The organism is Adlercreutzia sp. (assembly GCF_056795635.1).
Map to the genome: position 1 here is coordinate 54,283 of NZ_JBQIIT010000013.1, position 24,488 is coordinate 78,770.

General features: G+C 63.6%; 20 protein-coding genes and 1 rRNA gene. 1 reads left to right on the top strand and 20 read right to left on the bottom strand.

What is annotated here, in order from left to right; all coding sequences use genetic code 11:
• Positions 1 to 48 precede the first annotated feature (48 nt).
• Genes fdhD through ACTOXK_RS08745 form a run of 14 tightly spaced genes read right to left on the bottom strand, consistent with a single transcriptional unit; the run spans position 49 to position 14,535 of the window.
• The gene (fdhD, locus tag ACTOXK_RS08680) at positions 49 to 852 is read right to left on the bottom strand and encodes a formate dehydrogenase accessory sulfurtransferase FdhD (RefSeq protein ID WP_482278061.1); all 804 of its coding nucleotides are present in this window, start codon (positions 850 to 852) and stop codon (positions 49 to 51) included.
• A gap of 47 nt (positions 853 to 899) precedes the next feature.
• Positions 900 to 1,730 (bottom strand): formate/nitrite transporter family protein, encoded by an 831-nt coding sequence (locus ACTOXK_RS08685; protein WP_482278062.1) that lies wholly within the window; start codon positions 1,728 to 1,730, stop codon positions 900 to 902.
• A 16-nt stretch (positions 1,731 to 1,746) separates the two neighbouring features.
• Complete coding sequence (locus tag ACTOXK_RS08690) at positions 1,747 to 2,259, bottom strand: hydrogenase 3 maturation endopeptidase HyCI (protein WP_482278063.1); 513 nt, start codon at positions 2,257 to 2,259, stop codon at positions 1,747 to 1,749.
• On the bottom strand, positions 2,256 to 2,828 hold the full coding sequence (locus ACTOXK_RS08695) for a formate hydrogenlyase maturation HycH family protein (protein ID WP_482278064.1): 573 nt from the start codon (positions 2,826 to 2,828) through the stop codon (positions 2,256 to 2,258). Before ACTOXK_RS08695 ends, ACTOXK_RS08690 begins: the two co-directional genes overlap by 4 nt.
• Positions 2,825 to 3,607: an NADH-quinone oxidoreductase subunit B family protein gene (locus ACTOXK_RS08700; RefSeq protein WP_482278065.1), complete on the bottom strand. Its 783-nt coding sequence runs from the start codon at positions 3,605 to 3,607 to the stop codon at positions 2,825 to 2,827. Before ACTOXK_RS08700 ends, ACTOXK_RS08695 begins: the two co-directional genes overlap by 4 nt.
• Positions 3,604 to 4,137, bottom strand: a complete 534-nt coding sequence (locus ACTOXK_RS08705) for a formate hydrogenlyase complex iron-sulfur subunit (protein ID WP_482278066.1) — start codon at positions 4,135 to 4,137, stop codon at positions 3,604 to 3,606. The genes ACTOXK_RS08700 and ACTOXK_RS08705 overlap by 4 nt, the downstream gene beginning before the upstream one ends.
• Positions 4,138 to 4,140: 3 nt before the next feature.
• A complete protein-coding gene (locus tag ACTOXK_RS08710) occupies positions 4,141 to 5,877 on the bottom strand; it encodes a hydrogenase large subunit (protein ID WP_482278067.1) in 1,737 nt (578 codons plus the stop codon).
• The gene (locus tag ACTOXK_RS08715) at positions 5,877 to 7,454 is read right to left on the bottom strand and encodes a hydrogenase 4 subunit F (protein ID WP_482279899.1); all 1,578 of its coding nucleotides are present in this window, start codon (positions 7,452 to 7,454) and stop codon (positions 5,877 to 5,879) included. The genes ACTOXK_RS08710 and ACTOXK_RS08715 overlap by 1 nt, the downstream gene beginning before the upstream one ends.
• A 3-nt stretch (positions 7,455 to 7,457) precedes the next feature.
• Positions 7,458 to 8,114, bottom strand: a complete 657-nt coding sequence (gene hyfE / locus ACTOXK_RS08720) for a hydrogenase 4 membrane subunit (RefSeq protein WP_482278069.1) — start codon at positions 8,112 to 8,114, stop codon at positions 7,458 to 7,460.
• A 12-nt stretch (positions 8,115 to 8,126) separates the two neighbouring features.
• Positions 8,127 to 9,053 (bottom strand): respiratory chain complex I subunit 1 family protein, encoded by a 927-nt coding sequence (locus tag ACTOXK_RS08725; protein ID WP_482278070.1) that lies wholly within the window; start codon positions 9,051 to 9,053, stop codon positions 8,127 to 8,129.
• Positions 9,054 to 9,062: 9 nt separating this feature from the next.
• The gene (hyfB, locus tag ACTOXK_RS08730) at positions 9,063 to 11,150 is read right to left on the bottom strand and encodes a hydrogenase 4 subunit B (RefSeq protein WP_482279900.1); all 2,088 of its coding nucleotides are present in this window, start codon (positions 11,148 to 11,150) and stop codon (positions 9,063 to 9,065) included.
• Positions 11,151 to 11,744 (bottom strand): 4Fe-4S dicluster domain-containing protein, encoded by a 594-nt coding sequence (locus tag ACTOXK_RS08735; RefSeq protein ID WP_482279561.1) that lies wholly within the window; start codon positions 11,742 to 11,744, stop codon positions 11,151 to 11,153.
• 38 nt (positions 11,745 to 11,782) lie between these two features.
• Complete coding sequence (fdhF, locus tag ACTOXK_RS08740) at positions 11,783 to 13,969, bottom strand: formate dehydrogenase subunit alpha (RefSeq protein WP_136434751.1); 2,187 nt, start codon at positions 13,967 to 13,969, stop codon at positions 11,783 to 11,785.
• 17 nt (positions 13,970 to 13,986) lie between these two features.
• The gene (locus ACTOXK_RS08745; protein ID WP_482278730.1) at positions 13,987 to 14,535 is read right to left on the bottom strand and encodes a 4Fe-4S dicluster domain-containing protein; all 549 of its coding nucleotides are present in this window, start codon (positions 14,533 to 14,535) and stop codon (positions 13,987 to 13,989) included.
• Positions 14,536 to 14,944: 409 nt separating this feature from the next.
• On the opposite strand from ACTOXK_RS08745, the gene ACTOXK_RS08750 reads away from it, so the two are divergent.
• Positions 14,945 to 15,616, top strand: a complete 672-nt coding sequence (locus tag ACTOXK_RS08750) for a type II toxin-antitoxin system RelB/DinJ family antitoxin (protein ID WP_482279901.1) — start codon at positions 14,945 to 14,947, stop codon at positions 15,614 to 15,616.
• 199 nt (positions 15,617 to 15,815) lie between these two features.
• Here ACTOXK_RS08750 and aspS read toward each other — a convergent pair whose 3' ends face one another.
• The 6 genes from aspS to rrf all read right to left on the bottom strand — a co-directional run.
• On the bottom strand, positions 15,816 to 17,597 hold the full coding sequence (gene aspS, locus ACTOXK_RS08755) for an aspartate--tRNA ligase (protein ID WP_482279480.1): 1,782 nt from the start codon (positions 17,595 to 17,597) through the stop codon (positions 15,816 to 15,818).
• An 821-nt stretch (positions 17,598 to 18,418) separates the two neighbouring features.
• Complete coding sequence (locus ACTOXK_RS08760; RefSeq protein ID WP_482279902.1) at positions 18,419 to 19,624, bottom strand: GTPase; 1,206 nt, start codon at positions 19,622 to 19,624, stop codon at positions 18,419 to 18,421.
• Between the two features lie 247 nt (positions 19,625 to 19,871).
• Positions 19,872 to 20,591 (bottom strand): DUF3800 domain-containing protein, encoded by a 720-nt coding sequence (locus ACTOXK_RS08765; RefSeq protein WP_482278692.1) that lies wholly within the window; start codon positions 20,589 to 20,591, stop codon positions 19,872 to 19,874.
• Between the two features lie 262 nt (positions 20,592 to 20,853).
• The gene (gene acnA / locus ACTOXK_RS08770) at positions 20,854 to 23,511 is read right to left on the bottom strand and encodes an aconitate hydratase AcnA (RefSeq protein WP_482278693.1); all 2,658 of its coding nucleotides are present in this window, start codon (positions 23,509 to 23,511) and stop codon (positions 20,854 to 20,856) included.
• Between the two features lie 81 nt (positions 23,512 to 23,592).
• The gene (locus tag ACTOXK_RS08775) at positions 23,593 to 24,195 is read right to left on the bottom strand and encodes a hypothetical protein (protein ID WP_482279481.1); all 603 of its coding nucleotides are present in this window, start codon (positions 24,193 to 24,195) and stop codon (positions 23,593 to 23,595) included.
• Between the two features lie 207 nt (positions 24,196 to 24,402).
• Positions 24,403 to 24,488, bottom strand: a 5S ribosomal RNA gene (rrf, locus tag ACTOXK_RS08780); the annotation flags it as partial.

Here is a 24,488-nt window from a genome sequence, read left to right on the forward strand (position 1 = left end):
CCGCGCAGCGCGCGGAGAGCGCGTCGTCGCAGCCGCCGCGCAAACTCCTCAGCGATGCGCCGGATCGTTGTACACGACGGCCCCGTCGGGTCGAGCCTGGCAGATGAGCGTCAAATCGAACTCCCGGGCCAGGCGGATGGTCTCATCGGTGGGCACCGCTTTGGTAGCCAGAAGGGGAACGCCGGCATGGATGGCCTTCATGACCATGTCCACCGGCAAGCGCCCGCTGGAGAAGATGAGGGCATCCCGCAGATCGATTCCCTGCCTCAAGGCCAGGCCCACCACCTTGTCGAAGGCGTTATGGCGCCCCAAGTCCTCGCAGCAGGCCACTACCATGCCCCCCAGCACCAGATAACAGCTATGGGTGCCGGTCGTGCGCCGATGCAGGGGCGTGTCCTCGGCGAAGGCCCGGGCTGCGGCGAACACCCATTCCGCCTCCCAGGGAATGGGGGTCACCTTGGCCGGACGCGCATCGCTCGTGAAATAGCGATTGTAGGTGCGGTTGCCGGTGCAGCAGGTGGGAACCGTCTCCACCCCCCGGCGGGAGAAGTCGGCCCGGTTGCAGTCGAGCAGCACCGAGGCACGGGTCCCCTGCTCGCAGAGGTACACTTCCTCAATCTCGTCGATATCCTCCACAATGCCCTCAGTGAACAGCCGCCCCACCACGAGATCGATCAGATGATCGGGGGTGCACACCATCCGCAGGGTGGGCACGGTGTTCACGAGCACCTCCATGGCGTGTTCGGCGAGCACCGGCCGGCACACCGGCTCGAAGGATCCGTCGGGACGCAGCAGCGCACCGTCGCAGGCCTCCACGGCCTCGCCCTCTCGATATCGGTCGACCACTCTCACGATCCTCTTCCCTTCACCAGTTCCCGGCAGCGTGCGCCGCAGCCTCTTTAAGCCTGCTTCTTATGGTAGATGAACCAATAGGCCAGGCCCACCACCAGGCCGCCAACGATATTGCCGAGGGTAGCGAGAACCAGGTTGTAGGCCACCCCTCCCAGGGTAACCGCCCCTGCGGCCCCGATGCCGGCCACCGTGTTCAGGAGCAGCCCCATGGGCAAAAAGAACATGTTCGCCACACAGTGCTCGAAGCCGCAGGCCACGAAAGCAGAGATGGGCAGCAGGATGCCGAGCACCTTGTCGGCCGTCGTCTTCGAGGAAAACCCGATCCACACAGCCAGGCACACGAGAATGTTGCAGAGCACCGCCTTGAAGAAAAGCACCTCGGGCGCCAACGTCACCTTGCCGGCGGCCACCGAGACGAAGGCCTCGCCCACCGCACCCCCGTTCATGGCCTGCAGGTTCGACATATAGATGATAGCCAACGCCACCAAGGAGCCGGCCAGGTTGCCGAGCCACACGATGCCCCAGTTGCGAAACAGGCCGGCGAAGCTGATCTTCTTCGAGGCCTTGGCGCAGGCCATGAGCACATTGCCCGTGAACAGCTCGGCCCCGCAGCAGAGCACCAGGCACAGGCCCAAACAGAAGCACAAGCCGCCCACCAGGCGCTGTACCCCGAAAGCCATGGCGGTATCGCCCAAAAACGTGCAGAAGTACATGCCGCCGAAGCCGATGAAGGCCCCGGCCAGCATGGCGGATACGAAGCACTTGGCACCGCCCATGGAGGCCTTGGTCACACCGACGGCCTCGGCCTTGGCCTCGGTGGCGGCCGGCGCCAGCGCATCGGGGCTGATGGACAGCAGATCTTCTTTTACAATTGACATGGATATTCCTCCCCAATCATAACGTTACAAACGGGTATTGCTCGAAATCGCCGCCCGCAGCAAGAGCGGCGTGCACCGACTCCACAGCTGCCAGCACGCGCGGGTGCACCGGATCGAAGAACTCCGTGCCCCCGGGCTGGATGCCGAGGAAGGTCACCTCGCCGCACATCTGCTCCAACTCCCCCAGCAGGTAGGTGATGGGCAGCGTGTGGGTGGTGATGAGCGACTGCACCGCCACATCCTCGGCTCGCAGGCGCCGGACGGCCCCCGGCTCCAGTCCCATGGCCGCCGCGTCCACCAAAAGCAGGCGCCGCGGGGCGAGACGGCGCAGGTAGCCCAAATCGTTCTCGGGCGTCTGGCCCCCGTCCACCGCCATCCAGCCGGCCACAGGATCATCCTCCAGGCGCTTGGCCAGAAGCGGGCCAGCGGCATCATCGCCCCGCAGGACGCTGCCCACGCAAAAGACGACGTTGCCGCCCCGCGCCCCGGCCTCGCTCGCGGCCAGGATATCCTCGGCGCTCGCGTTCACGACGCCCTCCTTCCCATGGCGTACACGGCCGGCTCGCACTGCACCTCGTCCAGCAGGAACAGAAACTCCTCCAGCCACGACGGCACATCCACCGCAGTCACCAGCCCCTCGGCGGCCGATCGCCGCTCGGGCACGGCACCGCAGCTCTCCAGAGCCGCCAGCACCGCCGGCTTCAGCAGGGGCACATGCTCCTTCTTCAGTTCGATCTCGCCGAAGCGCTCGATGCCCCTCAGCTTGTCGGCCGCCTCGCCGGCCCCGAGGGCCGCCAATACGTCCGCGAAGACGGCCCGGGACGTGGCCAGGCGCGGCTCGAGGCAATCGATGACCCCGGTATGATGCCCAATGGCCAAGGTGTAGTAGAGCACCGAGCGCACATCCTCGGGGATGGAGCGCTCGTGATCCACAAATTTCTTCCCCAGCCGATAGAACACCACATCCCGGGCCGTGCGCCCATCGGTGGTGTGGGCCGCCGCCGGGCGCACGGCCCGCCCGCACCCCGCTTCTCCGCCCGCGGCGAGCGCCCTTTCCGCACCCGGCGCGGGCGGCCGCTGGCGCACCGTCACACTCATTCCTGCACGACCTTGCTCAGCAGAAGCGCCTTCAAATCCATGAACACGGCCTTCTTCCGCATATCGGCCTCGCGCTCGATGAGCCTGTCGGCGGCGGCCAGGGCATCGGTCGCGTCCTTGGAGAGCGCCATCATGAACTCGTCCACGATCTGCTTACCGTAGTAGTAGCCGCTCATGCGCCGCGCCTCGCGCTCGAAGGCAGTGCGCACCTTGTAGGGTATGGCCGGGAAGGCCACGGGCGCCTGCTCGCCGACAGGGGCCACATGGTGGCTTGCATGCAGCTTCTGGTCGAGCAGCCCCAAGGCGCAGGCAAACCCGTAGATGGTGGCCGGCGGCGAGGGCGGGCAGCCCGGAATGTACACATCCACGGGCAGGATAGGGTCGGTGCCTCCCCACACGCAGTAGTTGTCATGGAAGATGCCGCCGGTGCAGCCGCAGGCTCCATAGGAGATGACGATCTTCGGATCGGGCGCCGCCTGATAGGCGCGCAGCGCCGGCTCGCGCATGGCCCGGGTCATGGCGCCGGTGTACAGCAGCACATCGGCGTGGCGCGGCGAGGGCACCACCTTGATGCCGAAGCGCTCGGCATCAAAGGCCGCGGTGATGGTGGCGAAGATCTCGATCTCGCAGCCGTTGCAGCCGCCGCAGTCCACGCGGTACACGTACACCGACCGCTTGATGGACTGAAGCAGCTTCTTCTTGGCCTCGGCCACCGACGCGTCCAGGGCAACCGGGTCCGGCCTCCACTGGAGACGCGCGGGGAAATCGTTCTCGATCATCGGGCACCTCCTTCGGTGCGGGCCTGGGCCTGGAAGGCGCGGGCATCCTCGCGGCGGCGGCAGGCCAGGCACTCGTCCAGCTTCCCCACCTCGGCAGCGGCAGGACCTCCCACGCTCTTCAGAACCCGGCGCGCATAGTCAACCTCCTTGGCGGCGGCGTAGGGCTTGCCGCACACCGCGCAACGCGCCACCTCATAGGCGCAGGACTCGGACAGGTCGGCCTTGCTCAGCACCGCCAGCTCGAAGTCGGTCGTCAACTCGATGGCGAACAAGGGGCACACCTCCTGGCAGCGCCCGCAGAAGATGCAGCGGCCGTAGCTGATATCCCAGGTCACATAAGACTGATCGTCGTTCAAATTCATGGTGATGGCATTGGCCGGACAGGCAATGGCGCAGGCGCCGCAGGCAATGCACAGCTTCTCGTTGTGCTCTGGCTTGCCGCGGAACCCCGTGGGCATGTCCAACGGCTCGAAGGGATAGCCCGTCGTAGCGTCGCCGGCCTTGCGGATTTCCTTGAACAGCTTCAGCATCGCCTACACCCCCGTCCCCGAAAGCGGCGAATGGGTGCGGCGGCGACAGTAGCCCTCCAGCTGGTCTTTGGTGAGCACTGTCTCCGTCTTCTTCTTCACGTCCACCACTGTCACGCGGTCGGTGCAGGAATAGCACGGATCCATGGAGCCCACGATAATGGCCGCATCGGCCACGGTGTTGCCGCGGAACATGTAGCGCAGAATGGGCCAGTTGGAATAGGTGGCCGCCTTGGCTCTCCAGCGGTAGCACTTCTGATTGTCGCCCACTTGGGCCCAGTGCATATCCTCGCCCCGGGGTGCCTCGGTGTAGCCCAAGGCGAACTTGTGCGGCGTGTACTGCCAATCCTCAGTGAGCACCGGACCTGTTGGGGCTCCGTCCAGCAGCTGCTCGATCATGGTCAGCGAGTCCATGAACTCCTCCACGCGCACCAAGGTCCGGCTCTGCACGTCGCAGCCGTCGTGGCTGCGGGCCTTCATGCCGCTCAAGTACTTGTAGCCGTCGAAGGGATGGTCGAAGCGCACGTCGCGGGCAATGCCGCTGCCGCGCACACAGGGGCCCACGGGGCTGTAGTCGCGGGCCACAGCCGGGTCGAGCCGACCCACCCCGGCGGTGCGCGACTCGAAGTTCGCCGTGGATACGAGCATGTCCACCAACGCCTCCACCTCGTTGCGAATCTCGCGCACGTACTTGATGGTGGCCATCTTCTGCGCGTCCAGAATGTCGCGACGGACCCCGCCGATGAGATTCAGGCCGTAGGTCTTGCGAGCACCGGTCAGCAGCACCGCCAAGTCCATGGTCTTCTCGCGCACGCGGAAGAAGTGCTGGAAGCCGGTGTCGAAACCGCAGTAGTGGCACACGAGCCCCAAATTCAGCAGATGGGAGTGCAAACGCTCCACTTCCAGGAGTATGGCGCGAATGTACTGGCCGCGCACGGGCACCTCGATGCCTTGGGCATGCTCCACGGCCTCGGCATAGGCCACAGAATGGGCATTGCCGCAGATACCGCAGATGCGGTCGGCCAAAAACGTGACCGCATCGTAGTTCAGGCGGCTCTCGGCCACCTTTTCCATGCCGCGGTGGACGTAGAACAGGCGGTAATCGGCATCGATGATCTCCTCGCCTTCCACAAACAGGCGGAAGTGGCCCGGCTCGTCAGAGGTGATGTGCAGCGGGCCCATGGGCACCTCGGTGACCTCCTCGGCCTGGCCCTCGTAGAGGAACGAGTAGTTCTCCACGTCGGTGACGGGAGCCGGCCGCTTGCGGTAGTCCATGGAATCCTTGCGCAGCGGATACAGGTCGGCCGGCCAGTCGTCGGGCAGCACCAGCCGCCGCTCGTCGGGCAGCCCCTGGGCGCGCAGGCCGAACAGGTCGAAGGCCTCGCGCTCGCTCCACACGCAGGCGGGCACCCGCGGGGTCACGCTCGGGTACTCCATAGAACAGGGATCCACCTCGGCGCGCACCGTCACGAAGCCCGGATCGCTCTCCTCCATGGACAGCAGGTAGTACAGGGCGTAGTTGCCGTTAATGGGCCGCTCGTCGTTTGCCACCATGTTCGGCAGCCAGCCACCGCGGCCGTAGTACAGAAACTCCACCACATCGGGCAGCATGTCCTTGGGCACTGTGACGGTCACCTGGTCGGCCGCCTGCCACGTGGCATCCAGCACCGCCCCGGGGAACGTGTCGCGCACGGCCTGCACGTGGGTTTCCCCCACCCGCAAGGGCGCCTTCCTCTTGACCATTACTCGGACACCTCCTCTTCAACCTCGTCTCCAGCCAGGGCCGTCAAGGCCTCTTCAAACAGATTCTCGCTCGCCGGGTCCTCGTCCTCGTAGCTCATGACGATGGCGCCGGCGCGCTCGATGGAGCCGAACAGGGACCCGGGCAGGGCCACGCCGAGCAGCACCACCAAAGCCAGGAGCACGCATTCGGGCACCAGGGCCAGAGCCGGCACATCTTTGCGGGCCATGCCCTCGGGCGCACGTCCCAGAGCCGAGCCGGTGATCATGGACACAAGCGCCATGATGACCACCACCAAAGCCACGAGCACGAGCGCCACGAGCCAGAGGGCATCGGCGGCAACGCCGGCCAGGATCATGGCCATCTCGCTCACGAACATGGCGAAGGGCGGGAACCCGGCCAAGGCCAGGCAGCCGGCCACGAACAGCACGCCGGTCACAGGGGCCACGGCCAGAATGCCCTTGATCTTCTCCAGATCGCGGGTGCGGTACTTCATCATCACGTTGCCGGCCACGCAGAACATGAGCGCCTTGGTCAGGCCGTGGGCGATGCAGTGCACCAGGCCCGCGATAATGCCCAAAGGACCGCCGATGCCGAAGCACACGGCGATGAGGCCCACGTTCTCGCACGAGCTGTAGGCCAGCTTGCGCTTGATATCGCGCTGCCGGTACACCTCGAAGGCCGCGTAGCCCACCGAGAGCACGCCCAGAATTACCATGACCAGCTGGGGGAAGCCCGCCCCCACGTTGGCCGCGGCCAGAATGTAGAACCGCAGCACGATGAGCAGGGCACACTTCAGCAACACGCCGGACAGCAGGGCCGACACGGGACTCGGCGCCTCGGAATGGGCATCGGGCAGCCAGGTGTGCATGGGAAACAGGCCCGCCTTGGTGCCGAAGCCGATGGCGGCGAACACGAAGGCGATCATCGTGAGCGAGTGGTCGAGCGCGGGAGCCATGGGCAAGATGGACGTCCAGAACACCGCCTGATGCGCGTCGGCCATCACGTCGGCGGCGTTCGCGTACACGAGCAGCGTGCCGAACAGACCGAAGGCCACGCCGGCCGTGCAGACGATGACGTACTTCCACGCCGCCTCAAGGGCAAGCTTGGTGCGGTACACCCCCACGAGGAACACCGTGGACAAGGTGGTGGCCTCCACCGACACCCACATCATGATGATGTTGTTGGAGGTGACGGCCAGAATCATCGAGAACACGAACAGGCTGAAGAACACGTAGTACTGTTTCACCTGGGAGGGCCCGAGCTTCCCATCGGCCACATCGTGGGCCACATAGGGCAGCGAGTACAGCCCCGTGGCCGGCGCGATAACGGCAATGAGGCCCAAGAACAGCGCTCCCAGCCCGTCCAGGTGGAACCAGCCGCCCAAGGCGAAGATGTCGCTGCCGGCGAACACCGAGACCACGAGCCAAAGCCCCGACACGGCCACGACGGCCAGGGACAGGACATGAATGGCCTCGAACAGACCACGGGGCGCGGTCTTGGCGGGCGGCAGGGCCATCACCACGGCCGCAACCACCGGGCAACCCAGCAGGCAGATCAGCAGAATAGAGTAATCCATGGCTTATCCCTTCAGCTCGCAGAGGTCGTCGGCATCAAGGGTGCGGGTGTAGCGCGCCATGCGCCACACGAGCACGGCCAGAATGATCACCGCGAAAATGGCATCGGTGGCCACCCCGATCTCCACCAGCTCCGGGGCCTGGGGCGCCAAGAGCGCCAGGGTCACATGGGAGCCGTTTTCCATCAGGCAGTATCCGAAGATCTGCTTGAAGATGGAGCGCTGGATGACGATGCAGGTGAGCCCGATGAAGAAGTGGGCCAGCGACACCGCCAGCGTGGGGCGCACCTCCGCAGCCGTCGGCAAATCGATCCCGGAGACGGCCACGAAGCACACGAACACCTCCACGGCCACCAGGGCCACCGACTTCATGGGGTTGAGCTTCGGCGGCAGATCCGCCCGCGCATCATCGCCGATCTTCTTCAGGGTGAACAGCAGAATGGCGGGCACGAGCACCACCTTGGTGGCGAAGGCCGTGGCCGACCAGGTGAACAGCTCCACCGAGCCGGTCACCGCGCCGAGCGACGCGAGCACGCCCACGAGCACGAGCGACTGAAGCGAGTACAGCCAGGCCGCCGCGCGCCCCGTGCGGGCGAGCACCACCAACATCGAGGTAATGATGAGACAGGCCCCCAGCACGTTGACTAACGGGTATCCGAACATATTCATCACCACCTAAATTCCAATGACGAGGAACACCAGGGACAGAAGCGCGATCCCCGTGACGAACCAGGTATAACGACCGAGCAGCTTGTAGCGCACGCGCATAACGGCGTTCTCGATGATCGAGGCCGCAACCATGACGGCAAGCACCTTCGCGCCATAGGCCAGCATTCCCACGAGCACCGCCGCAGGCGAGGCATCCACTGCGGCCCCGAAAGGCAGAAACAGCGCCACGAGCAAGCTCGCCACCACCAGCTGCTTCACGGACACGCCCAGCTTCAGCATGGCCAGAGACGGCCCGGAATAGGCGGCCAGAGGACCTTCCTGGATCTCCTGCTCGGCCTCGGCCAAGTCGAAGGGCAGCTTGCCCATCTCGATGTAGCAGGCCATGGCAAACGCCACGCCGGCCACCACCACGGCCACGAGCGGCTGGGCCTGAAGCGAGCCTGTGGCCGCGGCCATCAGCCCGGTGTTGGTAGAGCCGGCGGCCACGGCCATGACGAACAGCACCAGCACGAGCGCAGGCTCCACGAGCACGCCTACCAGCAGCTCCCGCACCCCGCCGATGGCCGTGTACGAGCCAGCAGAGTCGATGGAGGCCAGGGCGAACATGAAGCGCGGCAGGGCCATCAAGTACAGGATGGTGATGATATCGCCCAGGATGGGCACCGGGCAGGCCTGCATGAACAGGGGCAGACCCGCGGCAATGAGCACGAAGCTGCCGAGGAACACCGGCGGCATGGCCCGGGACACAAGCCCGCTGCCGCCCTCGCGCACCTCGCACCGGCGCCAGAGCTTGGCCAGATCGCGGTAGTCCTGGAAGATGTCGGTACCCGTGCGGGAGTGCATCTTGGCGCGAATCTTCCGCGTGATGCCGCTCACAAGCGGAGCGGCGGCCACCAAGAGGACAGCCTGGAGTAGCGCAACAATGACAGACATGGCATCCTCCTATCGGACCAGAATGATGAGCGCCAGGAAGAACACTAGCGCGCCGACGATGTACACGATGTAGGTGCGGAAATCGCCGCTCTCCATGCGGCTGAACCAGGCGCCGAGATCGCTGACGATGGACAGCACCGAGTGCGAGAGCGCCGGAGCGCGGTGCGGGGCGGCGGCGATGCCCACCGTGCGATCGCGGTCGAAGCGGGACAGCACCGGCTCGGGGGCCTTGGAGGCGGACGGAGCCGCCTTTTCGAGCCCCAGGGCACGACTGAACAGACGCGCTGCGGCGGCACCGGCACGGTTCACGGTGAAGCGGATGGCGAACAGCGGCCCCATGAAGTTCTTCACGTTGGCGCCCACCGTGGAGGCCAGCGTCTCCATGGTCAGGTCCGCCTGGTAGCCGCAGGCCCAGGTCTGCGGATCGTCCTTCATGCCGGCGGCGCGGTTCGCGCTGTTGCGCACCAGGGCGCACGCGGCGATGACAAGAGCCATGAGCACCGCCAGCGCCAGCGGCGAGACCACCGATGCCGTATCCAGCGACACGAGCGTCGCACCCTCCACGGCCGGCACCGGGGGCACCGACAGCATGGCGGCGGCAATGGAATCCACCACCGGCGTCACCAGAGCCGCTCCCAGGCCGAGGAAGACGCAGGCAACGGTGAGCAGCACCATGGCCCCCTTCATGGGGGCGGGCACCTCGCGGGCCTGCTCGGCCGCCTCAGAGCGCGGCCGGGCCAAGAACGTGATGCCGAAGGCCTTCACGAAGCAGGTGACGGCCAGAGCACCGGTAATGGCCAGGGCCACCACGGCGAAGGCGAACAGGACGCGCACGAAGATGTCGCCGTCCATGGCCGCGCCGATGAGCCCCTGGTACGTGAACCACTCGGACACGAACCCGTTGAGCGGGGGGATGGCCGAGATGGCCAGCGATCCCACGAGGAAGCACAGGGCCGTCACGGGCATCAGGCGCGCCAGACCGCCGAGGACCTCCATGTTGCGCGTGCCCGTCGCATGCAGCACGCTGCCGGCTCCCAGGAACAAAAGCCCCTTGAACATGGCGTGGTTCACCAGGTGGTAGAGACCGGCCAGAAGCCCGATGGCCGCAAGCCACGGAAGGTGAGCGGCCCAGCCGTAGATACCGGTGCCCACACCGAGCAGGATAATGCCGATGTTCTCCACGGAGTGATAGGCCAGCAGGCTCTTCAGATCATGCTCGCCCAGGGCGTACACCACTCCCAGCACGCTCGATACCGCGCCGATGATAATGACGAGCACGCCCCAACCGATCTCGCCTCCGGTCGCGCCCAGCAAATCGAAGCACACCTTGCAGATACCGAAGATGCCGATCTTGATCATGCCGCCGGACATGAGCGCGCTCACATTGGAAGGCGCCGCCGGATGGGCTTGGGGCAGCCAGGAATGGAAGGGCACCATGCCCGCCTTGGCGCCGAAGCCGAAGAAAGCCAGCACGAAGGCCGCCGTGGCCACACCGGGGGCAAAGGCGCTCGTGCGGAAGGCCTCGAACTCGAGGGACCCGGCGGCCGACGCCATCACGAAGAACGAGATGGCGATCATGAGAAAGCCGATATGGGCCATGATCAAGTACAAAAAGCCCCCGCGCAGCGACTTCTCCGTCTGGTCGATGACGACCAGCACGTAGGAGGTAAGCGACATCAATTCGAAGAACACGAGGAACCAAAATGCGTTGTCGGCCAGAATGACCAGGTTCATAGAGGCGATGAACAGGTTCATGAAAAAGCCGATGACCCCCATGCCCTTCTCGTAATACTCGTCGAAATAGGACAGGCCGTAGAGCCATGCCACGAAGGCCAGGGCCGAGATGACCGCGATGAGCAGTCCCGCCAGGGGATTCAGCAGCAGCGTGAAGTTCGCGAATGGCATAGGTCCCGCCCAGCTGGCGTACACCGCCGGCCCCAGCAGGGCCCCGGCACCGCCGATGAAGGCGCAGGCCGCCGAGGCCATGCCGCCTACGCAGGCGATGGTCTTAGAGGCGGCAGGGGTCTTCCCCGCCACCAGGGACAGCGCGCCGGCGACGCAGGAGAGCCCGAGGGACACAAAGATAAGTTCCAGCATTTAGGCCTCCTTCAGGTTGGTCGAGCGACTCATCATGATCTGATTGGCCGTAGCGGCTGCTTTCATTTTGTCCTTGCGAGCGTCACCGAGCGTCGTGGCATCTCGCACAAAGAGCGCGTTGGTCGGACAGGCCCTCACGCAATGGGGACCCCCTTCGGGGTCGTACGTGGAACACAAGTCGCACTTCACGGCACAGGTGTAGACGCCGATGCTCCAGGCCAGCAGCGGGGAGGTGCCCCGGGGCTGGCTCGGCGTCTCAAAGGCAATACCGGCAACGCCTGCCGTGGACGTGCCTGCCGGATGGATGGCGCCGAAGGGGCACACGATCGCGCACAGCTTGCAGCCGATGCACGCCTGCTCGTTCACAACGACGGCCTCGTCGGTGCGCGCAATGGCATCGACGGGGCACACGGCCAAGCAGGGAGCCCCCTCGCACTGATGGCAGGTGACCGCGGCGGTCACCTGCGGGGCGAATGTCAGGGCGAGGCGGGGCTCCGCCTGCAGCCCGGCCATACGGTGGCCATGGCTGCAGGCGGCGAGACATGTGCCGCATCCTATGCACCTATCCGGCTCTATGGCGATGAAGGTGTTCATCAGAGTCCTTTCGGGTGAAAAGAGCGGACGGCTGCGGGCTACTCCGCAGACGCCTCGGCGGCCGGCGCCACGTTCTGGGGCGCGGCCTCGGCGGCCAGGCGATCCTTCAGGGCGCTGTAGAGCGCCTGCATGTGGCGCTCGGCCCACACCTGATCATCGATGGAGTGCACCTCGCAGGCGGAGTACTTGTCCTCGGGCGTGCCGGACAGAGGATCGGTCACGTGCATGGTCAGATCGTTGCACTTGCCGATCCACCACTGGTAGGTCATGTACACCGCGCCCTTGTTGATGCGCTCGTCCAAGCACGCGCGGGTAATCACCTTGCCACGGCGCGAGCTGACCCACACCAGATCCTCGTCGCGGATGTTGCGCGCCTCGGCGTCGGCAGGGTTGATGTGCACGTAGCCCGGCTCGTCGGCCAGCATCGAGAGCACCTTGCAGTTGCCTGTCATCGAGCGGCAGGAGTAGTGGCCCACCTCGCGCACGGTGCACAGCACGAGCGGATAGGCATCATCGGGAAGCTCAGTGGGCTCCACGAAGTCGTGCGCCATGAGGATGGCCTTCTTGTCGGCCGTGTTGAACTGACCGTTCTTGTACAGCGTCGGAGTACCGGGGCACTCCAGCGTGGGCACGGGCCACTGGGCGTGGCCGGTGCCGGCCATCTTCTCGTAGGTGGCACCGTAGAAGTTGGGGCACAGCTCGCGCACCTCGTTCCAAATCTCCTCGGTGTCCTCGTAGTGCATCGGGTAGCCCATGCGCGTCGAGAGCTCCTGGAAGATCTGCCAGTCGTGCTTGCACTCCCCCTTGGGCGGCACTGCGGCCGTGAAGCGCTGGAAGGTACGGTCCGAGGCGGAGAACACGCCGTCGTGCTCACCCCAGGAGGTGCCGGGGAACACCACGTCGGCCAGGGCCGTCGTCTGGGTCATGAAGATGTCCTGGGAGATGAGCAGGTCCAGGTTCTCCAGAGTCTCCTTCATGTCGGCGGAATCGGGCTCGGTTTGCAGCGGATCCTCGCCGAAGTTATAGAAAGCGCGAATCTTGCCCTCCTTCACCCCGTGGGGCAGATCGGTCAGCTTGAAGCCGGGTTCGGCGGGAAGCGCGCCGGCCGGCAGGCCCCAGGCCTTCTCGAACTTTGCGCGCATCTCGGGGTTCTCCACCTTCTGGTAACCCGGCAGAAGACTCGGCCACATGCCCATATCACAGGAACCCTGCACGTTGTTCTGCCCGCGCACCGGCGCCAGACCGGCATTGTCGCGACCGATCTGGTTGGCGACGCAGGCGATGGCGGCGATGGTGTGCACCACCTTCACGCCCTGGCGCTGCTGGGTCACGCCCATGCCCCAGCCGATGACGGAATTGGGGGCCGTGGCGTACATGCGCGCCGCCTTGCGGATGTCGTCGGGATCGCAGCCGCACACCTCGGCCACCGATTCCGGCGTGTAGTTCTTAATGGTCTCCCACCACGCGTCGAAGCCGTTGGTATGGGCATCGATGAAGGCCTTGTCGTGCATATTCTCAGATACGATGACGTTGGCGAACGCGTTCATGAAGGCGAGGTTGCAGCCGTTCTTGATCTGGATGTACAGATCGGCGATGCGGGCAGTCTCGATGGAGCGCGGATCCACCACGATGATCTTGGCGCCCTTCTCCTTGGCCTTCACGATGCGACGGGCCACAATAGGATGAGAGGCCGAGGGATTGTAACCGAACAGCATGATGAGATCGGCATTTTCCAGGTTGGGAATGGACACCGACATGGCACCGGATCCCACGGTGTCCATAAGCCCGATCACGCTGGGGCCGTGGCAGGTGCGCGCGCAGTTGTCGATGTTGTTCGTGCCGATGCAGGCGCGGGTGAACTTCTGCATGACGAAGTTGGCCTCGTTGCCCGGGCCGCGGGAGGAGCCGGTCAGCATGATGGCGTCGGGGCCGTACTTCTCCTTGATCTCGGTCAGCCGCTGCGCCGTGAAGTCAAGCGCCTCGTCCCAGGTGACGCGCTCCAGCTCGCCGCCCTTCTCGCGGCGAATCATCGGATGCAGGATGCGCGGCGTCAGGATCTTCGTGTCGTTGATGAAATCGAAGCCCGACAGGCCCTTCAGGCACAGCTCGCCCTCGTTGGTCACACCGTCGATGCCCTCAGCGCCGATGACCATTCCGTCATCGACCAGCAGGTTGAGCTTGCATCCGGCGCCGCAGTAGGGACATACGGCCATGTGCTTTTCCATAGTTTCACTCCCCCGTTCTAGTTGAGATCCATATTCAGCGGCACGCTGGCGAACGCGCCCGAGGCCACAGCGGCCTTCATGCGCCGGGCCCGCTGGCGGGCGGCAAGCTCCTCCTCGTCGACGACCATAAGGCCGCCGGTGGGACAGGCTTCCACGCACGCCGGGCCGCCCTCGCGGTCGTAACACAAATCGCACTTCACCAGGAAAGCCTTGGGCGCCGACTCCACCGTCAGGCCGCCCAGCCTCGCCGCGCCCTCTTGGGAGACCACGTCCACGGCACCGTAAGGACAGGCCAGCACGCAGCTGCGGCAGCCGATACAGCGCTCCTGCTTCACCGCAACGCGACCCTCATCGAAGTACAGCGCCCCTTCCGGGCACGAGGCCACGCACGGCGCATCGGCGCAGTGGTGGCACACGATGGGCGCGGAGATGGTCAGGGTGGTAATCAGGTTCAGACGGGGTTTCGCAACGTCCCCCGGCGCGCTGTGCTTTAGCAGGCAGCCGGCCATACACGTCTGGCAGCCGATGCACAGGCCCGGGTCGGCAATGACGAATTTAGAACCCATGAACTCCTCCTCTTTCTCATAGCTCGAAGCATGCATTCCCCCGCTTCGCTCTCGCCCAGCCCCTTCTCGAGAACCGGGGCGCGCAAGACCAAGGCATCGATGGGACACCCTGCTGAAACGGAATGGAATCTATGGGAAGCGCGCAGCGTTTGCGCATCGGAAAAGTCATCTTTGACCTGTCGGGGACGTTATAACGCGCTCAACGGGCGTTGGCAACCCCCTATTTCGTCGCCTCTGACGCTCCCGCCTTCCGGCGCGGGAATCCAGAGACCTTCCGAGTGTGTTACAATTGCACTACATCTTTCCTCGTTTTACTGGGAAGATGTCGCGAAAATACTCGCAATGAGACGCATTTTCATCCGCTTTCGATCTATTTCGCGAGGCGAAAAATTTTTTCGGAGGTGTTCCCATGGGCAAGCACGCCACCCTGCAGGTACGCGTCGAGGACGCCATGAAGGCAGAGGCCGAACAACTCTTCGAGGCTCTGGGCCTCTCGCTCTCCGAGGCCGTGCGGCTCTTCATAGCCGAGAGCGTCAACGGACGGCGGCTCCCCTTCACACCGCACCTCAGCAAGAGCGAGGGGGCCACGAGCGCCTTCGGCAAGCTGCGCCATTACGGCAATCCGACCCAGTCGAGCGACGAGCGCGCCGCATGGTTGAAGGAGCAAGGCGCATCCGACGCTGAGCGACCGAAAAGCGCGCCTCGGGGGCGTTCCCACGATATCGTCATCGTGGACAAAACCGTCCTGCTGCACTATTTGCTCGACAACGATCCGCGCCGCGCCGCCAAGGCACGCCGCATTATCGCCGGCGGCGCAGCGCGAGCCTACCCGGAAACCATCGTCGCCTGCGTGACGGCGCTCGAGAACGACTACCACGTGCCGCGCTCGCTCATCGGCACAGTCATGGCGCTCCTGGCCGACGACGTGTCCATGGAGGACGGAGCCGCCGTGCGCCTGGCCGCCCGGCTCTACGGCGCGGGCAAGCTCTCCTTCGCCGAGCATCTTCTGACAGCGCGCAATATCCTCACCGGATATCCCGTCGAGACCTTCAACAAACCGCTCTCCCGCGCCATCATGTAAGAGGATCCTCCCCCAAGGGCGAGCAGCCTTCCCGCTGCCCGAAACCCTCAACAGTGAGCGCCCCCTTCCCGTTGCTCGAGATAGGGGCGGTCGCTCGCAAAGGCCCTTCGGGCCGACAGATGCGCGCTCCCGCCACGTCAAAGGGGCTGCGCCCCCAGGCACAGCCCCTCGCTCAGCTCGTCGCGTATCTCACGGCATGCTACAGAATGCGCAGGTTCACGTCCTTCAGCTGGCGGCCCGTCACCGCGCTCGGCGCGCCGGTCATGGGGTCGCTCGCGCTGCTCGTCTTCGGGAAGGCAATGACGTCGCGGATGGAATCCTTGCGGGCCAGCAGCATAACCAGACGATCGAGACCCAGCGCGATGCCGCCGTGGGGCGGAGCACCCAGCTCCAGGGCGCGAATGAGGTGGCCGAACTTCTCGTCGATCTCCTCATCGGAAAGCCCCACGACGCGCAGGATGCGGCGCTGCTCCTCGGCATTGTGGATACGGATGGTGCCGCCGCCCACCTCGAAGCCGTCCATCACCAGGTCGTAGGAATAGCTGCCGCAGGCCAAGGGGTCGCTCTCGATCTTGTCCAGATCCTCCTTCAGCACATGGGTGAAGGGATGGTGCTCGGCGGCGTACTTCTTCTCGTCCTCGTCATAGCGGAACATGGGGAAGTTCACCACCCACAGCAGCGCATGGCCCTCGCGGGGCACGTTCAGGGCATCGGCCATGTGCAGGCGCAGGGCAGAAAGCACGGCGTTGGCAATCTCGGGCGCGTCAGCCGCGAACAGCAGCAGGTCGCCGGGCTCCACTTCCATCTCGGCCTTCAGGGCCGCCCATTCCTCGTCGGTGAAGAACTTCTTGATGGGGCTCTTCTCCTGGCCGTCGGTGGTAAACGCCACCCAGGCCATGCCCTTGGCGCCGTTGGCCTCGGCGATGGAGGCCATCTTCTCCACCTCGCCGCGGCTCCAGTCGCCCGCACCCTTGGCGTTGATGGCCTTTACCACGCCGCCGGAGGTGGCCACCGACGAGAACACCTTGAAGCCGGTGTTCCTCACGATGTCGGTAATATCGTGCAGCAGCATGCCGAAGCGCACGTCGGGACGGTCGCAGCCGTAGAGGCGCATGGCGTCGGCGTACTGCATCTTCTGTAGGGGGAAGGCCACATCGGTCACGCCCACGGCCTTCAAGGTCTCGGCCATGACCGCTTCCATCATGTCGCACACGTCGTCGCCCTCTACGAAGGACATCTCAATGTCCACTTGGGTGAACTCCGGCTGACGGTCGGCGCGCAGGTCCTCGTCGCGGAAGCAGCGGGCGATCTGGTAGTAGCGCTCCACGCCGGCGCACATGAGCATCTGCTTGAACTGCTGGGGGCTCTGGGGCAGGGCGTAGAACTTGCCCGGGTTCGGGCGGCTCGGCACGATGTAGTCGCGGGCGCCCTCGGGGGTGGAGTTCGCCAGAATCGGCGTCTCGATCTCCAGGAAGCCGCGCTCGTCCAGCGCCCGGCGCATGGCCTGGGTCACCGTGTGGCGCAGCTTCAGGTTGGCGAGCATCTCCGGACGGCGAATGTCCAGGTAGCGCCACTTCATACGGGTGATCTCGTCGGTCTCGATACCGTCTTCAATGGAGAACGGCGGCGTCACCGAAGTGTTCAGCACCTCCACGGCGCTGGCCAGCACCTCAATCTCGCCGGTAATCATGTTCGGGTTCACGGCCTCCGGCGCGCGCTCGCGCACGCGACCGGTCACCTTCAGCACGTACTCGCGGCCCAGGTGCTCGGCCGCATGGAAGTCCTCCGCGCTCACGCAATCCGGATCGACGACCACCTGCGTGTAGCCCTCGCGGTCGCGCAGGTCGATGAAGATGAGGCCGCCGTGGTCGCGGGTGTGCCACGCCCAGCCGGCCAGCGTCACCTCTTGGTTCACGTCGGTCGCACGCAGCTGCCCGCAGGTGGCGGTGTGCATGCAATATTCGTTGCGGAAGTCTTCCATAGTTACGTCGGTTCTCCTAGGGTCAAAAAATCACGTGCCCGTAATCGTATCGCAAATCCCCCGCATATGCCAGCTATTCCGCACGTTCTCCGCAGCCAGTGCCAAGGGAGCCGTCCCCCACGACAAAGCAGCAGCTCCGACCCGATGTCAAGAGGACGGTTCCCTTGACACTCGTCGCTACCTCCTTCCGTCCAAGGAGAGGAGCGCCTCGCATATGTCTTTTTGCACTAGCGTGCGCATGCTGTCGGAATACTTCGTAACGTCTGCGTTCCGCAATACGTCGGCGATGCGCGGCGTAAGAGCCGGTTTCGCCTCGGCCAATTGCGCGAGGGACTTCACGCAATTGGCGAGCCGTAATGGGCCCCTCGTCAGTGGCGTGCTGCAGATACTTGTCAATTATCCCATCGATTTTGCCCGCTGCATCCCATCTCGCATTGCAGGCGATAAGCGTCAGCCCGTGCGTCCTAACAAAGGAATTGGGGTCACGCATCAAGCTGATGAATGACTCGAGATACGCATACACCGCGCTGCTCTGCCCGCTGGCTTCGACAAACTCTTTCAAGCTGCTTTGTTGTCAGGAGAACGAAGCTGGGAAACTCAGTCCCTTACATTCGCATTCGGCTCTTCGGGCATCATCTCGATCATCCTCTCCCTCTAACCTCGCACGCACCAGCGGGCGTATAGTGTCGTGGGGACGGTTCCCCTAACATTGTCGTCCGAGTCTACCGAAGGGAACCGTCCCCCTCGGCATCTCCTTCGCTCACACTAGCCATGACCTCGGCAAGCTCATTTGCATCCGCCAAACACCCTGTAGGGTACAGCTAGTGCTTCTCCGAACTCGATTTGCCTTCAGGCCTTCCTTGCACGAACAGAGCGTTCACGACATTGCCAACGGTCTTGGCGATATCTTTACTTCCTGCGCCTTTGGCAATCTCCTGCATGGCCGTGGTTACCTTCTCGATAAACTCGTTGGAGAGCTTGGATTCCATGAGTTTCTTCACCCAGTCGATATCGGCGACCGACTTCTCGCCTAGGTACACCTTCTCGAAGGCATACACCGACCCTTCCCCAATTGCCGCGACAAAGCTTGCGGCGATGATAGAGTTGATCACAGATGCGGCGAGATTGATTCCGGGGACGGCCTTGAGAGCCTGTATTGCTCCTTTAGCGGCAAAGCTGACGGTGCCGACTTCGACAATTGAATTGATAAATCTCTTCGACTCCTCGCTATTCTTGACCTCGTAAATTGATGCGATAGCGTTGATCTCGGCCACCTCGATTGGCGAAAGAACAAGGGCATCAGGAATAGGAACGGGAACCGCACCGACAACGGCGCCTCCGGTAGTGGAGGCTGCGACGACGGTTTGAGATAGGGCGCGCTTTCTTTTCAGCTTGAAGGCTGACACGTCCTTCTCGGCTGCTTTGATACCCTCGGGCATGACGGAGTTCGTCATGTCAATAAGCTCACTGATGCCCTCAGGAGGAGCAAAGGCCGTATCGTTCAGTTGGAAGGTCGAGGCGACGACAGGAATCACGGCCTTCAAGTTTTTGGAATAGCGTTTCTGGGTCGCGAAGGCGTTATGAACCATCTGAATGTTGGCTTCTCTGTCAGGCACAGGGTAAGACTTGGTGATGACGACGATGACGGGGACGCTCTCCCACATTTTGGTGGCACGCGAGAGGTTCTTGATCATCTCGGGAAACAATCTGGGTGACGTCCCCTCGATGCAATACCAGATGACGTTTATCTTCTTCTCCTCGTTACCTTCCTTGGCACTGTCCTTCGACCACCTCTTGACGGCGTTGATCGCGGAATTCCGCTTCAGAAAAGAAGGCTCGAATCCTATGGTGTCGATGAGCCGAAAGGGAATGGAGTCGTCCTCGTATATCTTTAGATCTTTGGTCACCCCGCTTATCCCGATTCCCGTTGGGGCGACCTCCTTCGCATCATCGCCGAGCACAGCATTGATGAGAGTCGATTTGCCCACACCCGAGTTACCAACGACAAGCACATTTCCATATCCCATACAGCCCACCTTCCGTCCGTCGACAATTATAATTCCTAGGACTGCCATCCCTTATCTCGATAAAAGTATCAGATGCCTAGCGACACGTTGAAATGTTCGTCAGATGCGGCTACCACCTCAGTGTAAGGGAGCCGAATGTGGAACCATCTGAACTACCAGTTCTCAGCCCGTTGCCGGAGACGTACCTCAGACCGCCATCCATCTGGCGCGGCGCCCGTAAAGGCGCCAACACTCCTCGCGGCTACACCTACTCGAAACCGTGCCTCCCGGCATCTAGCCTGCCAATCTTCTTGAGAAACCGTTTGCGAAGATTCCTATGGTTGTCGGCAAACATCTCGTCGGTATTAGTTTGCAAATTATTTGAAAACTTGTAGTCGAGAAGCGCGAAGCCACAAAACATATCCGATATCTGGCAGAGGCGGTATTTTCTGTAGCGCACGTCTGACTTGAATTCAACGGCCACGGAAGATAGACAACTAGCAAGAGCCGCTCGCAAAGCCCGACTCACAGGTTTCTGCCCATTATCGTAATAGACCTTGATCTTATCGAATTGCTGAAAGAATGCCAGGTGCTCATTCAGCAGAGCCGCCAGGTCTTTCTCCATTTGATCGCCGAGCCGCTTAGCAATAACAGCAGAATCAGATTCCTTGCCGCGAAGTCCGTAGTTCTTCTTTTCGTACAGAAAAGTCTTATGGAGTATCGGACAGCGCACGGCAAACTCATGGAAGTACGAAAGCAGCTTTGCTCGATCCGTAATTGATAGGGTAGCGTAATCTCCTTCGCCGCCCATGAGGGGCTGGATGTGAAAGGGAATATTGGGCAAGCTCGCGTCCGTCAGTCTTACCTCGTAAGACGCGATATTGCCTTCCAAGGAAGCATCCTGATTGTGAAACACAAGCGTGAGCAGATAATAGTCCGAATCGGTACCAGTATCGCCCGCCTCATCCACAAAGATGCTGTACTCCACAAATCTGCCCCTGCCCCGAATGGAAAAGGGCGGAGATCCCTCCGCCCATCTTTGACGGGCCCAACCCCCAAAGGGCTAACCCAGCATTTTTTATACCACACAGGAGCCATCACCGCAAGGGAGAAATGCCCATGAAGCCAATACGCAACCGAGATCGATCTCCATTATCGAGCGGGCAGGCTAAAGCCTGCCCCTACGAATAGTCGCTTTCAAATCTATGGCGGAAGGAGAGAAGTCCCCTTCCGCCCCCAATGCAATGTGGCTAGTCAATCAGATCCCGCAGCACGTACTGCAAGATGCCGCCGTTCTCGTAGTAGCGGCCCTCGGTGGGGGTGTCGATGCGCACGGTGGCGTCGAAGGTCACGGTGGCACCATCGGCCTTCTCGGCTGTCACCTGCACCACCGCCGGGTTCGGCAGACCTGCCGAGAAATCGATAGGGGCCACGGTGATGGTCTCGGAGCCGTCAAGGCCCAGCTCGTCGGCGTTCTGGCCCTCGGCGAACTGCAACGGCAGGATGCCCATGCCGATGAGGTTCGACCGATGGATGCGCTCGAAGCTCTCGGCGATGGCCACGCGCACGCCCAGCAGCATGGGGCCCTTGGCCGCCCAGTCGCGCGAGCTGCCCGAGCCGTACATCTTGCCCGCCAGCACCGCCGCCGGAGACCCCGCCGCGCGGTAATGCTCAGCCGCATAGTACAGCGGCGCGATCTCACCGGTGGTGAAGTCGCGGGTCCAGCCGCCCTTGCGACCGTCGGCCAGCTTGTTCGTCAGCTTCACGTTGGCGAAGGTGCCGCGCATCATCACCTCGTGGTTGCCACGACGGCTGCCGTAGGTGTTGAAGTCGGCGGGAGCCACGCCGTGAGCCTGAAGGTACTCAGCCGCCGGCATATCCGGCGCGATGGCGCCGGCCGGAGAGATGTGGTCGGTCGTGATGAAGTCGCCGAAGTTGCCGAGCACGCGGGCGCCCTCGATGGGCTCCTGGCCGGCCACCTCGCGGGCCATGCCGTCGAAGTACGGGGGCCGGCGCACATAGGTGGACGCCTCGTCCCAGACGAAGGTGTCGCTCGGCTCGGCGCCGAGGGCCTGCCAGGCGGCATCGCCCTCGAACATGCCTGCCGCGCCCTGCTCGTACAAATCGGCGGTCACGTACTGGTCCACCAGCGCGGCCACTTCGGCCTCGTCGGGCACGATATCGGCGAAGTACACCGGATTCCCGGCGCCATCCACGCCAAGAGCATCCTTCCCCAGGTCAATATCCATGGTGCCGGCAATGGCGTAGGCAATCACGTTGGCTGGCTGCATCAGGTAGTTCTGCGACACATCCGGTGAGATGCGGCCCTCGAAATTGCGGTTGCCTGACAGCACGCTCGCCAGCTCGATATCGTCAGCGATGGCGTGCATCTGCTCCATGAGCGGGCCGGAATTGCCGATGCAGCTCATGCAACCGAAGCCGCACGTGTAGAAACCCAACTGGCGCAAGGGCTCAGTCAGCCCGGCGCGCTCCAGCAGCAGCTCAGTGGCGCGGCTGCCCGGAGCCAAAATGGTCTTCACCCAGGGCGCGGGCGCAAGGCCGCGCCCGGCGGCATTGCGGGCCATGAGCCCCGTGGCGATCATCATGGCCTGGTCGGTAGCCGTCGTGCAGCTCGTCACTGCGGCGATGGCAATGGCCCCGTGGGTCAGCTCGTGGTCGACACCGCCAATTTCCACATGGGCCGTCACATCGTCCAGGCCGCGCTCGGCGCAGATGGCGCGGAAGCGCTCGCCAGCCTGCGCCAGGGCAATGCGATCGTGGGGTCGCGACGGACCGGCGATGGAAGGCTGCACGCTGCCCAGATCGAGCTCGATCACATCGCTGTACACGCGCGGCTCGGCATCCGGGTCGTTCCAGTAGCCCTGGGCCTTGGCATAGGCCTCCACGAGCGCCACCTGATCCTCACTGCGGCCGGTCAGGCGCAGGTAGTCGAGCGTCTTCCCATCCACGGGGAACAGAGTGCAGGTGCTGCCGTACTCCGGAGTCATGTTCGAAATACAAGCGCGCTGGGTGGCGGAAAGACCGCTCACGCCCGGGCCGAAGCACTCCACGAAGCAGCCCACCACACCGCGCTCGCGCAGCATGCTCGCAAACGTCAGCGACACATCCATGGCCGACACGCCCGCCGCCAGCTCGCCGGTCAGCTTCACGCCGATCACGCGGGGCACCAGGGTCGTGATGGGCTGGCCGAGAGCCGCGGCCTCGGCCTCGATACCGCCCACGCCCCAGCCAAGCACACCGATGCCATTGGCCGTAGGCGTATGAGAGTCGGTGCCCACCAGAGTATCGAAGTACACCACCGGCGTGCCGTCGGCGCCCGTAAGCCCTGAAGGCGACTCCATGACCACGCTTGCGAACTTCTCGATGTTCAGCTGGTGGCAGATGCCCTGCCCTGGCGGCACGATGCGCACGTTCTCGAAGGACTCCTGGGCCCACTTCAAGAAATCGTAGCGCTCGCTGTTTCGCGCGAACTCCAACTTCATGTTCTCGTCCATGCATCCGGCGCAGCCGGCCTCATCGGCGATAACCGAGTGATCGATGACCAGATCACACGGCACCTGGGGGTTGATCTTCTTCGGGTCGCCACCCAACTCGGCGCAGGCCTCGCGCATCACGGCGAAGTCCACGAACACCGGCACGCCCGTGAAGTCCTGGAACAGCACGCGCGCCGGTGAGAACTCCACTTCCTCGCCCGTCTGGCCCGCAAGGCCGGCCTCGGTCACCCGAGCCGCCATGGCCGCAGCCTCGTCGGGCGTGCGACCGCAGCGCAGCACGTTCTCCAACAGCACCGTCAGCGAGAACGGCAGCCGATCCGCACCTGCGATGGCCGACACGGGATAATAGGTGTAAGCGGCATCGCCCACCTTCAAAGTAGATGCAAAGCCCATAGTGCACTCCTCCTGCAATCTATGCTCGGTCATACGTTGGAAAAGAGAGAATCGCGCCCGCTCTCCATGCGGGCGCGATTCCTACGATACGTTCTCGACGATCTGGTTCGCCCGCTTCTTCAGCATGCCGCGGCCATTGGTCGCATCGAAGCGCATGCGATCGCCCAGAGCCTTCTTCACCTCGGGTGCCAGCTTTCCCTGGGAGAAATCGATGACAGCCAGCAACATGTCCTGGAATTCCAGATCGCCGTGCCAGCACTGAATGCCCTCATCAATAAGGGACCATACCTTCTCCGAGCGCTTCTCGGTCGTCGCGCCGAGGGCGCATAGAAAACGCATGGCAGCCAGGCGCAACGGACCGCTGTCCTCATCGAACAGCGCCGTCTCCGCACCGGGAATGGCCTTCTCGCAAACGCGAGCATCAAGGGGGATGATCCGCGTGAGGGTCTCAAGGCATTCCCAGCGCGTTTGCGCCTCTGGGCGCTCGAGGGCATCCACCAACGCAGACCCATGGCCAACGAGCAGCTCAGGGTCCTCTCGCGCCACAGCGGCGATAATGCGCGCCGCCTGCTGACGGCCGCGACGACTTCCGTCGGAAAGAGCATCAACCAACGCCTCAAGAACCGCCGGTTGTTTCGTCGCATCTTCAATGCGCTTCTTATCTTCAGGGCTCTCTGAACTCACGGGAACGCCACCTCTCTCGATACCAACAGCCTCGCTCGCAATGAGACAAGGCTCTGTGGGTATTATACGCGCGCACCTCTTGCAATCGAGAGAAGCCGCCCCCATTTCACGGCCGATGGCGACGGGAAAACCGGCCCGAAAAACAAAAAGGCACCCTGCGCGGGTGCCGATGACAGCGGAACGGGCAGCGCAAAAAAGCGCCCCCTGCGAGCGGAACGACCTGTCCTCCCGCGGCCTGGCGCCGCAGTACTTTCGGCGAGGTGGGGCTTAACTGCCGAGTTCGGAATGGGATC